Source organism: Chromobacterium sp. ASV23 (assembly GCF_016428945.1).
In the GTDB taxonomy this organism is placed as follows: domain Bacteria; phylum Pseudomonadota; class Gammaproteobacteria; order Burkholderiales; family Chromobacteriaceae; genus Chromobacterium; species Chromobacterium sinusclupearum.
The window spans coordinates 23,816-34,392 of sequence record NZ_JAELTR010000044.1; the positions used below are offsets into that span (position 1 = coordinate 23,816).

Annotated in this window: 9 protein-coding genes; 4 read left to right on the top strand and 5 right to left on the bottom strand. The window is 59.7% G+C overall.

From position 1 onward, the window contains the following. Positions 1-35: 35 nt before the first annotated feature. The 5 genes from mnmE to rpmH form a co-directional block, all read right to left on the bottom strand. The gene (gene mnmE / locus JHD59_RS16225) at positions 36-1,388 is read right to left on the bottom strand and encodes a tRNA uridine-5-carboxymethylaminomethyl(34) synthesis GTPase MnmE (protein ID WP_199154987.1); all 1,353 of its coding nucleotides are present in this window, start codon (positions 1,386-1,388) and stop codon (positions 36-38) included. Positions 1,389-1,597: 209 nt separating this feature from the next. After that, on the bottom strand, positions 1,598-3,232 hold the full coding sequence (gene yidC / locus JHD59_RS16230; RefSeq protein WP_103321859.1) for a membrane protein insertase YidC: 1,635 nt from the start codon (positions 3,230-3,232) through the stop codon (positions 1,598-1,600). 18 nt (positions 3,233-3,250) lie between these two features. Continuing rightward, complete coding sequence (gene yidD, locus JHD59_RS16235; RefSeq protein ID WP_103321860.1) at positions 3,251-3,460, bottom strand: membrane protein insertion efficiency factor YidD; 210 nt, start codon at positions 3,458-3,460, stop codon at positions 3,251-3,253. Continuing rightward, positions 3,436-3,798 carry a ribonuclease P protein component gene (rnpA, locus tag JHD59_RS16240; RefSeq protein WP_043628229.1) on the bottom strand — a complete coding sequence of 121 codons (363 nt, stop codon included), beginning with the start codon at positions 3,796-3,798 and terminating at the stop codon, positions 3,436-3,438. Before rnpA ends, yidD begins: the two co-directional genes overlap by 25 nt. Positions 3,799-3,804: 6 nt before the next feature. Continuing rightward, the gene (rpmH, locus tag JHD59_RS16245) at positions 3,805-3,939 is read right to left on the bottom strand and encodes a 50S ribosomal protein L34 (protein ID WP_021477546.1); all 135 of its coding nucleotides are present in this window, start codon (positions 3,937-3,939) and stop codon (positions 3,805-3,807) included. A gap of 331 nt (positions 3,940-4,270) precedes the next feature. On the opposite strand from rpmH, the gene dnaA reads away from it, so the two are divergent. The 4 genes from dnaA to JHD59_RS16265 all read left to right on the top strand — a co-directional run. Further along, positions 4,271-5,671, top strand: a complete 1,401-nt coding sequence (gene dnaA, locus JHD59_RS16250; protein ID WP_103321861.1) for a chromosomal replication initiator protein DnaA — start codon at positions 4,271-4,273, stop codon at positions 5,669-5,671. 45 nt (positions 5,672-5,716) lie between these two features. Continuing rightward, complete coding sequence (dnaN, locus tag JHD59_RS16255; protein WP_103321862.1) at positions 5,717-6,826, top strand: DNA polymerase III subunit beta; 1,110 nt, start codon at positions 5,717-5,719, stop codon at positions 6,824-6,826. A gap of 109 nt (positions 6,827-6,935) precedes the next feature. Continuing rightward, entirely contained in the window at positions 6,936-9,326 is a 2,391-nt protein-coding gene (gene gyrB / locus JHD59_RS16260) for a DNA topoisomerase (ATP-hydrolyzing) subunit B (protein ID WP_199154988.1), read from the top strand. Positions 9,327-10,096: 770 nt separating this feature from the next. Next, the coding region (locus JHD59_RS16265; protein ID WP_199154989.1) for a hypothetical protein at positions 10,097-10,577 on the top strand (481 nt) is incomplete at its 3' end.

Below are 10,577 nucleotides of genomic sequence, written 5' to 3' on the forward strand. Positions count from 1 at the left end.
AACGCCCGGCCTGGCCGGGCTTCCGCCCTACGGCCTTACTTGCCAATACAGAAGCGCGAGAAGATCACCCCCAGCAGGTCATCGGCGGAGAAAGCACCGGTAATCTCGGACAAGGCGTTTTGCGCCATGCGCAGTTCTTCAGCGAAGATTTCCACCTGCTCCCAGTCCGCTTCGGCCAGCTCCAGGTGGTCGGCGGCGCGGGCGATGGCGTCCAGGTGGCGCTGGCGGGCCAGGAACACGCCTTCGTCGGCGCCGCTGAAGCCTATCATTTCCAGCAGCTTGGCCTTGAGCAGGTCCACGCCCTGATGCGTCTTGGCGGACAGGCGCACCAGCGGGTGGCCGTCTTCGTCGGCAATGCCGGCCGGCTCCTCGGTCAGGTCCACCTTGTTGAAGACGTGCACGCGCGGCAGGCCGGCCGGGATGCGCGCCAGGATGGCCTGCACTTCCTCGGTCAGACCGTGACGGCTGTCGGTCAGCACCAGCGCCAGGTCGGCGCGCTCCACCGCCTGCCAGGTGCGCTCGATGCCTATTTTCTCCACCACGTCGTCGGTTTCACGCAGGCCGGCGGTGTCGATGATGTGCACCGGCACGCCGTCGATGACGATTTCCTCGCGCACCGTGTCGCGGGTGGTGCCGGCGATATCGGTGACGATGGCGATGTCGTCTCCGGCCAGCGCGTTCATCAGGCTGGACTTGCCGACATTGGGCTGGCCCACCAGCACCACGTGCATGCCCTCGCGCAGGATGGCGCCCTGCTTGGCCGTGGCCTGCACGCCCACCAGGGTGGCGCGCAGCCGGCGCAGGCGGCCGATGGCGTCGGCCTGCTTGAGAAAGTCTATCTCTTCTTCCGGGAAGTCCAGCGTGGCTTCCACCAGCATGCGCAGATTGATCAGCTCGTCCACCAGGCCGTGCACCTGGCGCGAGAACGCGCCCTTCAGCGACTTCAGCGCGCTGCGGGCCGCGGTTTCGCTGCTGGCGTCGATCAGGTCCGCCACGCTTTCGGCCTGCGCCAGGTCCAGCTTGTCGTTGAGGAAGGCCCGCTTGGTGAATTCGCCCGGCTCCGCCAGCCGCGCGCCCAGCTCCACGCAGCGCGCCAGCAGCATCTTCATCACCACCGGGCCGCCGTGGCCCTGCAGCTCGATCACGTCCTCGCCGGTGAAGCTGTTGGGGCCAGGGAAGAACAGCAGCAGGCCGTTGTCTATGGCCTGGCCCTGCGCATCATAAAAGTCCGTATACGTGGCGTAGCGCGGCTTGGGCGTCTTGCCCTGGGAGATGGCCTGCGCAAACGGCAGCAAGTCCTTGCCGGAGACGCGGATCACGCCGACGCCGCCACGGCCGGGGGCGGTGGCGATGGCGCAGATGGTGGCGGGGGTGTAGCTGAGGTTCATTGCCATTCCTTGGATTTTTAGCCACGAAATCCACGAAAGGACACGAAAGAACGCTCGCAGGCCGGAAGCCGTCCCTGCGCCGCCTCGGAGGCGATTCGCGTTCGTGTGCTTTCGTGGGGTTCGTGGCAAATTGTTTTGAGATCTTTTCCCAGATTATCCAGCAAAAAACCCGGCCAGGGGCCGGGTTTGTTCAGCAATGCCAGCGGCGCTTAGGACTGCAGCGCGGCCTTGTTGCTCTTTTCGATCTGCTTGTTGATGAACCACTGCTGCGCAATCGACAGCACGTTGTTCACCACGTAGTACAGCACCAGGCCGGCCGGGAAGAAGAAGAACAGCGCGGAGAAAGCCAGCGGCATGATCTTCATCATCTTCGCCTGCATCGGGTCAGCCGGCGGCGGGTTCAGGAAGGTCTGCAGGAACATGGTGGCCGCCATGATGGCCGGCAGGATGAAGTACGGGTCCGGGCGGGCCAAGTCGGTATACCACAGCACCCACGGCGCTTCGCGCAGTTCCACGGACGCCAGCAGCGACCAATACAGGCCGATGAACACCGGGATCTGGATCAGCATGGGCAAGCAGCCGCCCAGCGGATTCACCTTCTCGGACTTGTACATCTCCATCACGGCCTGCTGGAACTTCATGCGGTCGTCGCCGTATTGCTCCTTCATCCGTTCCAGGCGCGGCGCCAGGGCCTTCATCTTGGCCATGGAGCGGTAGGACGCGGCGGTCAGCGGGTAGAACACGGCCTTCACGGTCAGCGTCAGCAGGATGATCGCCCAGCCCCAGTTGCTCACCAGCGCGTGCAGCTTCACCAGCAGCCAGAACAGCGGCGAGGCGAAGATGTAGAAGATGCCGAAGTCCTTGGCATACTCCATGCCGTCCGCCACCTTGGAGATGATGTCGTACTCTTCCGGGCCGGCAAACAGCGGCACGCTCACGCTCAGGCTCTTGCCCGGGGCGATGACGGAATAGTCAACCAGCGCGGCGGCGGAGTTCAAGCCGTTGGTCTGGGTCAGCTCGAAGCGGCAGGACTTGTCGTCCTTGCACACGCTCTTGCCGTCCAGCGGCTGCAGAATCCAGGCGGACATGAAGTAGTGCTGCACCATGGCCACCCAGCCGTCGGTGGTGGTCTTGGCGTAGTCGCCCTTGCCCTTGGCCAGATCGTCGAAGCTCACCTTCTGGAACTTGTGCTCCGAGGTGAACACGGCCGGGCCGGTGTAGGTGTGGGCAAAACGGCCTTCGCCTTCCGGCGCCTGGCTGTCGCGCAGCAGGCGGTAGTAAGCGGTAGGCGCAACCGGAGCGGCGCCGCCGTTCACGATGTCGTAACGCACGCCGATCTCGTAACTGCCCTTGGTGAAGGTGTATACCTTGCTCACCTTGACGCCATTGGCGTCCGGCGCGGTCAGCTTCACTTCCAGCTTGTCGCCGGTCATTTCGTAGCTGGGCTTGTCGGCGGTGAAGACGGTTTTATGCGTCGGCAGGGCCGGGTTGCTGGCTGCGATCAGGCCGGTTTGCGCCACATAAGTGTGCTTGGCGTTGTCCTGGAACAGCTTGAACGGCTGGTTGCGGTCTTCGGCCTCGCCGTGCTTCAGCAGAGACAGCGAGCGCAGGTCGCCGCCCACGGTATCGATCTCGGCTTCAACCAGGTCGGTCTTGACGCGAATGCGCTGACCGTGGGTCAACTTGTTGGCATCGGCAGGCTGCGCGGCGCTGGAAGCGCCGGCCGCGGCCTCGGTCTTGGCCACTTGCTGTTGCGGGGTGTGTTTGGGCATGAAGAACTCATTCCACCCAAACAGGATGCCCACGGACAGTACAACAAAGATAATCAGTCGCTTGGAATCCATCTCTCGATACCGGAAAGTTCAGGGAACCGGGTCATAGCCGCTGCCGCCCCAGGGATGGCAACGGCAGATGCGTCTGGCGGCCAGACAGCCGCCCTTCAGCGCGCCGTGTTTTCTCACCGCCTCGATCGCGTAGCTGGAACAGGTGGGCTGGAAGCGGCAACGCGGTGCCAGCCACGGGCTGATAGCCAGCTGGTAAAAGCGGATCAGGAGGATGAGGATGCGCGACATCGTGCCAGTTTAGCAAACAGAGCCGACAAAGCCGTGACGGCCTCGGCGCGCTGTTCGCGGGCAAACGCCGTTTTTGCTCGCACCACGTAGTCCACGCCGCCCAGCTCCTGCTGGTTCAGGCGGAACCACTCGCGCACGCAGCGCTTGATGTAATTTCGGCGCACCGCCCGCTTGGCCACCTTCTTGCCCACAACCAAACCCACGCGGGCATGGTCCAGGCCATTGGGGCGGGCATACACCTGAAAGAACGCATTGCTGCGTTGTTGCCGCAAACTAAAAACGGATGAGAACTCATCCGTTTTTAACAGCCGGTGCGCACGGCGAAAGCGGTAAGCCACAAGGACTTAGACGGCCAGCTTCTTGCGGCCCTTGGCGCGGCGAGCGGCGATGACAGCGCGGCCGCCACGGGTCTTCATGCGGACCAGGAAGCCGTGAGTGCGTTTACGACGGGTATTGGAAGGCTGGTAAGTACGTTTCATGATATGGGTTTCCTGTTTCGAAACGGAAATAAACGCGTGATTTGACTCGAAATCCGCAGCTTTGTCAACGAGGAATTTTCTGCAGGCCTGTGGATAACTTTGCAAAAAAACGTTAGAATGTCGGGGTTTATCGCTGTCGACCGGCTGCACAACAAATGAACGCACCCAGGGCCCACAGGCCCGCCGCGTTTGCCACACCGCAGCCTGCCGGCCGCTTCATGCCGAACATCCGCTGCTTGCGCGCTGCCCTATTTGCGCCGCGAGCGGCCCATCCCGCTGTTGCAAGCCGAGCGCGCTCAGCGGGTTTTTCGCTTTCACATGCGTGTATGTAATGACCGAACTGGATCAATTCTGGCCTGCCTGCCTCGCCCGACTGGAGGCCGAACTGTCTTCGCAACAGTTCAATACCTGGATCAAGCCGCTCAACGCCGAAGCCGGCGATGAAGGCATTGCGCTGTTCGCGCCCAACCGCTTCATCATGCAGTTCATCAAAGACCGTTTCCTCGCCCGCATTGAGGAACTGGCGGTGGAACTGATTGGCGAATGCCCGGTGGAGCTGCGTCTGGGCGCGCCTTCCGCCAGGCCGCTGCAGCCGGCTGCCAGCATCCAGCCCAAGGCCAAGGAGCCCAGCAAAACCGCGCCCAGCGCGCCGGCTGCGCCGTCCCCGGCCAAGCAGGCCGCGGTCAAGGCCATTGGCGGCAGCCATGAAAGCACGCGCCTCAACCCCTCCTTCACCTTCGATACGCTGGTGACGGGCAAGGGCAACCAGCTGGCGCGCGCCGCCGCCATGCAGATTGCGGAAAATCCGGGCGACCAAGCTTACAACCCGCTGTTTGTCTACGGCGGCGTGGGCCTGGGTAAGACTCACTTGATCCAGGCCATCGGCAACCACGTGTTCCAAAAGAACCCGCAAGCCAAGATCCGCTACATCCACGCCGAACGCTACGTGGCCGACATCATGCGCGCCTACCAGCACAAGGCGTTTGACGAATTCAAGCGTTACTACCACTCGCTGGACCTGTTGCTGATTGACGACATCCAGTTCTTTGCCGGCAAAAACCGCACCCAGGAAGAATTCTTCTATGCCTTCAATGCGCTGATCGAGGGCGGCAAGCAAGTCATCATGACCTGCGACAGCTACCCCAAGCAGATTGAAGGGATGGAAGAGCGCCTGATTTCGCGCTTCTCCTGGGGCCTGACCGTGGAAATCCAGCCGCCGGAGCTGGAAATGCGCGTGGCCATTCTGATGAAGAAGGCGGAGGCGGACAGCATCAAGCTGGAGCACAACGTGGCCTTCTTCATCGCCCAGAACGTGCGCTCCAACGTGCGCGAGCTGGAAGGCGCGCTCAAGCGCGTGGTGGCCTATGCCCGCTTCACCAACCAGAACATCACGCTGGAACTGGTAAAGGAAGCGCTGAAGGACATCCTGGCCGCCGGCAACCGCCAGGTAACGGTGGACGCCATCCAGAAAACGGTGGCGGAGTACTACAAGATCAAGCTGTCCGACATGCACAGCAAAAAGCGCAGCCGCGACATCGCCCGGCCGCGCCAGGTAGCCATGGCCCTGGCCAAGGAGCTCACCCAGCTGTCGCTGCCCAATATTGGCGATGCCTTTGGCGGCCGGGACCACACCACGGTACTGCACGCCTGCAAAACCATTAATGAGATGCGCGAAAACGACGCCGACATCGCGCACGACTACGAAGCGCTGCTCGCGATGCTGCGCAATTAATCGAACCATGAAACGACTCTTCACCATCTACTGGGAGCCCGCCACATGCTGATCCTGCAAGCCGAACGCGATGCCCTGCTCAAGCCCCTGCTGGCAGTTACCGGCATTGTCGAGCGTCGCCACACGCTGCCGATTCTGTCCAACGTCCTGATCGAGAAGAAGGGCGGACAGGTTGGATTCCTGGCCACCGACCTGGAAATCCAGATCACCACCGCCAGCAGCGACGAGCTGCCGGGCGAAGACTTCCGCCTCACCACCTCCGCCAAGAAGCTGCAGGACATCCTGCGCGCCATTCCTGGCAATACCACGGTGACGCTGGAGCAGCTGGACGGCGGCCGCCTCACCCTGAAGGCCGGCAAGAGCCGTTTCAACCTGCAAACCCTGCCGGCGGAAGACTTCCCGCTGCTGTCCGTGGGCACCGCCTCCGACGCCAGCTTCAGCCTGAGTCAGCGCGAACTCAAGCGCCTGATCTCCCAGGTGCAGTACGCCATGGCCGTGCAGGACATCCGCTACTACCTCAACGGCCTGCTGATGCAGACCGACGGCAACCAAGTGCGCCTGGTGGCCACCGACGGCCACCGCCTGGCCTTTGCCAGCGCCGACGTCACCGCCACCCTGCCCAAGGCCGAGGTGATCCTGCCGCGCAAGACCATCATCGAGCTGTACAAGCTGCTGCAAGACAGCGACGACGAAATCAAGATTGAAGTGCTGGCCAACCAGGTGCGCTTCAGCTTTGGCGCCACCGTCATCATCAGCAAAGTAGTGGACGGCAAGTTCCCGGACTATAACCGCGTCATCCCGCTGGACAACGACAAGATCTTCCTGATCGAACGCCTGGAATTCCTGCACGCGCTGCAGCGCGCCGCCATTCTGGCCAACGAGAAATTCCGCGGCGTGCGCCTGGTGCTGGCACCCGGCAAGATGTCCATCCTGTGCACCAACAGCGAACAGGAAGAAGCCGAGGAAGAACTGGAAATCGCCTTCCAGGGCGATGGCCTGGAGATTGGCTTCAACATCAACTACCTGCTGGACGTGCTGACCAACCTGCCGGCGGAAACCCTGCAGCTGGCGTTTGGCGACTCCATCCGCAGCGCGTTGTTCACCATTCCGGATGTCAGCAACTTCAAGTACATCGTGATGCCGATGCGCATCTGACGCAGCAAACGGAGTCAGCGGGCGGCCTAGCGCCGCCTCCCGGATTTAAGAATGACCGGCCACGCAGCCTGTTTCACCCCGGCGGCGCGGCCATATGGAAAGTGTGAGTATGAGCGAACAAGAATACGGCGCGGACAGTATCAAGGTGCTTAAAGGCCTGGATGCGGTGCGCAAGCGCCCCGGCATGTATATTGGCGATACCTCCGATGGCACCGGCCTGCACCACATGGTGTTTGAAGTGCTGGACAACGCCATTGACGAAGCGCTGGCCGGCCATGCCGACACCATCAAGGTCACCATCAATCCGGACAACTCCGTTTCCGTGGAAGACAACGGCCGCGGCATCCCCACCGACATCCACCCGGAAGAAGGACGCTCCGCGGCGGAAGTGATCATGACCATCCTGCACGCAGGCGGCAAGTTCGACAGCAACAGCTACAAGATCTCCGGCGGCCTGCACGGCGTGGGCGTATCCGTGGTCAACGCGCTGTCCGACTGGCTGAAGCTCAAGATCTGGCGCGACGGCAAGGTGCACGAGATGGAATTCCGCCGCGGCGACGCCGTGGCCCCGCTCACCGTCACCGGCCATACCAGCCACCGCGGCACGGAAGTCACCTTCTTTGCCAGCGTGGACACCTTCGGCCACATCGAATACCACTTTGACATCCTGGCCAAGCGCATCCGCGAACTGTCCTTCCTGAACCAAGGCGTGGGCATCCAGCTGCTGGACAAACGCACCGGCAAGGAAGAAAACTTCGCCTTCTCCGGCGGCGTGGCCGGCTTTGTGGAATACATGAACCGCAACAAGAACGTGCTGCACCCCAAGGTGTTTTACGGTTTTGGCGAAAAAGACGGCATGAGCGTGGAAGTGGCCATGCAGTGGAACGACTCCTATCAAGAGAACGTCCAGTGCTTCACCAACAACATCCCCCAGCGCGACGGCGGCACCCACATGACCGCGCTGCGCCAGGTGATGACCCGCACGCTGAACCAGTTTATCGAAGAGAGCGAAGTAGCCAAGAAGGCCAAGGTGGACACCACCGGCGACGACATGCGCGAAGGCCTCACCTGCGTGCTGTCCGTCAAGCTGCCGGACCCCAAGTTCTCCAGCCAGACCAAAGACAAACTGGTGTCCGGCGAAATCGGCCCGGTAGTCAACGAAGTAATCAGTGAAGCGCTGAAAACCTACCTGCTGGAAAACCCCAACGACGCCAAGATCATCTGCGGCAAGATCGTGGAAGCCGCCCGCGCCCGCGAAGCCGCGCGCAAGGCCCGCGAAATCACCCGCCGCAAAGGCGTGATGGACGGCCTGGGCCTGCCCGGCAAGCTGGCGGACTGCCAGGAAAAAGACCCCAGCCTGTGCGAACTGTACCTGGTGGAGGGCGACTCCGCCGGCGGCTCCGCCAAGCAAGGCCGCGACCGCAAGTTCCAGGCCATCCTGCCGCTGAAGGGCAAGATCCTCAACGTGGAACGCGCCCGCTTCGACAAAATGCTGCAAAGCCAGGAAGTGGCCACCCTGATCACCGCCATGGGCTGCGGCATCGGCAAGGACGAATACAACCCGGACAAGCTGCGCTACCACCGCATCATCATCATGACCGACGCCGACGTGGACGGCGCGCACATCCGCACCCTGCTGCTCACCTTCTTCTACCGCCAGATGACCGAGTTGGTAGAGCGCGGCCACATCTACATCGCCCAGCCGCCGCTGTACAAGGCCAAGCACGGCAAGCAGGAACGCTATCTGAAAGACGACGGCGAACTCAACCAATACCTGCTGCAGCTGGCATTGGAAAAAGCCGAACTGATCCCGGCCGAAGGCGCCGCCCCGCTGTCCGGCGAAACCCTGGGCGAAATCGCCCGCCAGTTCCTGCTGGCCCGCGCGGTGATGGAACGCGAAAGCCGCGTGATCGACCCGCTGGTGCTGGAAGCCATGCTCAAAACCGGCCCGCTGTCGCTGGAAAGCCAACAACAGGCAGACCACACTGTGGCCGAGCTCTCCAAGCACCTGCCGGCCGAAACCATCGACCTGCAACTGCTGCGCGACGAAAAGAACGACGGCCACCTGATCAAGATCATCCGCAAACTGCACGGCAACGTGCTGGTGACGGTGCTGGACCAGAACTTCCTGGACAGCGGCGACTACGCAGAGCTGAAGAAAACCGGCAGCCTGCTGGGCGGCCTGCTGCGCGAAGGCGCCCACGTTAAGCGCGGCGAAACCGTCAAGCCAGTCAACGAGTTTGGCGAAGCGCTAGACTGGCTGCTAGCCGAAGTGAAAAAGGGCATGAACATCCAGCGCTACAAAGGCCTGGGCGAGATGAACCCGGAACAACTGTGGGAAACCACCATGGACCCAGCCGTGCGCCGCCTGTTGAAGGTGCGCATCGAAGACGTGATGGGCGCCGACGACGTGTTCACCACCCTGATGGGCGACGAGGTGGAGCCGCGCAGACAGTTCATCGAAGGCAATGCTTTGATCGCACGCAATATAGATGTTTAAAATGCACTTTTTATTTTAAACATTAGTCAAGAGCGGCTTAGTGGCCGCTTTTTTATGGCTGGCTCAGCACATGTGAACCATGAAGACTGCTGGTTCGATTGTCGACATGGCCACCGGCGGAACGCCTCGATATACCTGGGGCTTCCGCCCTACCCAATTGTCGTACTTGTAGGTTGCAGACCCCGCAAGAGCGCTTCATCCTAGTACGGCTATTGCCATGCATATCTGGGGTATGCTGTAAGAAGGATGGCCTCCAAGTTTGAGGCCATTTATTATATGCTATTACTCCGGCAGCTAAATATTGTACAAAGTTTCGCATAAGATATTGATCTATATTGATTCTTCGCACGAAGATTTCTAAAGGATTAATAGGTTGAAACAACTCCATTTCTTGATCAAGCATACACTAAGAACGAAAACGGCATAGCGTGTAAAGGAGGAATCTAGGATAAGCATCGCTACTTAACCAGGCATCTGTAGATAACTAACATTTCCAATGGTGTGATATTACCATTTCCCCATGGATGACGTTCACCTATAGTATGAATAGCTTCTATTTGATAAAGGTGCTTTGGTGGTGGGTGTCTTCAGGATTCCCTCATCACTTGGGGACTAATTTTAACCTGTAGGCTGGGCGTCTGTTCGATGCATCGTTCGTGGGCTGGGGGGGGTAGTATGTCGTTGTGCATGTCTCCAACGCCATAATTCATTGATTTAAAATCTAGGTCTTTTGTTATTAATAGATGCAATTCATTAGGACTGGAATCGAAATGGCAGAGCCAGCTAAAGTAATTAGATTCGAAAAGATTGAACGTTCATCATCTTCTTCTAAGATTCTTTTGGACCGAGAGTCACATGATCTAGTAGTTGCACTTATGGGACCTGTTGGATCTGGCTTGCCAGCAATTGCAAGCCAACTTCGAGAAAAGTTAAGCGCACAGAATTATGAAGTTCATACGATTAAGATTAGCGATTTTATAAATCAATGCATACAAAATGGAACAATAAACATTGGCTCTGATGCTGGCAGCAATCGTTATTTCAAGTATCAGACAGCAGGTAATAATCTGCGCAAAGCCTATAAAACTGAAGTCTTAGCTGAATATGCTATTAATAAAATAGGTCGAATTAGGCTTGCCAGTTCTCATGAGGATGATTTTGGGGAGGGTCGCAAGGCTTTTATAATTGACCAACTTAAGCATCCGGATGAAATCAGACTTCTTCGGCTTGTTTATCGCCAAAATCTATATG